Genomic DNA, 1,498 nt, shown 5'->3' on the forward strand with positions numbered 1-1,498 from the left:
TCAAGAGGATTTATTAAAAACAAGCGAAAATTTAAACGAAACCGCCCAAGAAGTTAAAAATTTAAGCCCCCTTGAGCAAGCCAACGCCGAAAAGTTAGCGAAATTAGAAAGCGAAGCCCTACAAAGCGAACAAGAATTTTTAAAAGCTAAAGAGCAAGAAAAACAACGCAAGGAAGCCCTAAAAAAGAAATTAGAACACGAGCGAGGCAATGCAGGCAACATTGAAAGCCAGACTAAAATAGAAGTAGGAGAAGATATCCCTACACAAATCCAAGAGAGAATCCCAAAGAGTAGAGTTCGGCTAAACGAACGAGAGATTTACGATCTAGATTATACGATCGTGAAAGCTAAAGATTTAAAGCCAAGCTTTACCACAGGCGGGACGCAAAAACGCACCGACATGAACGAAGAGCAGATTAAAAGCATTGCTGAAAATTTTGATCCTAAAAAGATATTTGGGAGCGGAGGTTTTGAAGATTTACCGATTATCTTACACGACGGGCAAGTGATCGCAGGAAACCACCGCATAGCTGGCATGCTAAACTTCACGCCTAAAAGCCGATACATTTACGAGAAAGCGATCCAAGAATACTATCACATAGACTTAAAGCCGGACGAGCTGTTAGTTAGAGTGCCGCATAAGCGCCTAAACAACACCGAGATCAACAATTTAGCGGCTTCAAGCAATCAAGGACGCTTCAACAGCGAAAGCGATCATGCGATAGCGGTTTTAAGCCACTATGAAGCGAAATTGAAAGAATTAGAAAAGAAATTAGACGCTGATAGCATTTACTCATTAAAAAACATCGTTGCTAAAAATTTAAATTTTGACAAAGCCACCCACCCTAATGTAGGCGATAGCAACCTCGTGCTTTTAATGTATAACATGCCAAGGACTAAGACGCAAGGGATAGAGTTACTCAACCGTTGGCAGAAAGAATTTTCTAACGACATTAAAAGCTATGAAAAGGTTAAAAAAATGTTTGTAGATAACGCCGGCAGTTTTCACAATTTAATCCACGATATGAATTTCCCTAAGGTGAGTTTAAACGCTTATTTAAGCGATATCATGGATCGCAGTTTTGCGAATTTAAAGAATTATCAAACTACAAGCGAAAGCCTGAAAGATTTGAGCGAAAAATTCTATAAAACGAGTTCTTTAGAAATGTTTGAAAAGAGCGAACAAAACACGAGCGATATAAGCGAGATTTTAGGAGGTGCGATCGCACGGTTTGCACGATTTGATGATCCGAGCAAAGCGTTATTTGAAGCTTTAAGAAGCGATAACATTAAAAAAGGTTTGAAAGAATTCAAGATCGCAGATGCTACAAAAGACATGTTTAACCCTAAAAGTAAGGAATTTAAGGACATTGATATTTACGATTTTACGCATTACCTTTTAATGGCCAATAGAGAGCCAAACGAAAATAATCCTACCTTAAAGCGCTTGATAGAAGCCGTGAAAGACATGCAAAAAGAGAGCGAGAAAGGGATTAAA

Annotated in this window: 1 protein-coding gene; it reads left to right on the forward strand. The window is 38.7% G+C overall.

Annotated elements, in window-relative coordinates:
• Positions 1 to 1,498 (forward strand): hypothetical protein (locus G6069_RS07835; RefSeq protein WP_197293930.1); only part of this gene is annotated, 1,498 nt, incomplete at both ends.

It is taken from the genome of Helicobacter pylori, assembly GCF_017594925.1.
GTDB lineage: Bacteria > Campylobacterota > Campylobacteria > Campylobacterales > Helicobacteraceae > Helicobacter > Helicobacter pylori_DP.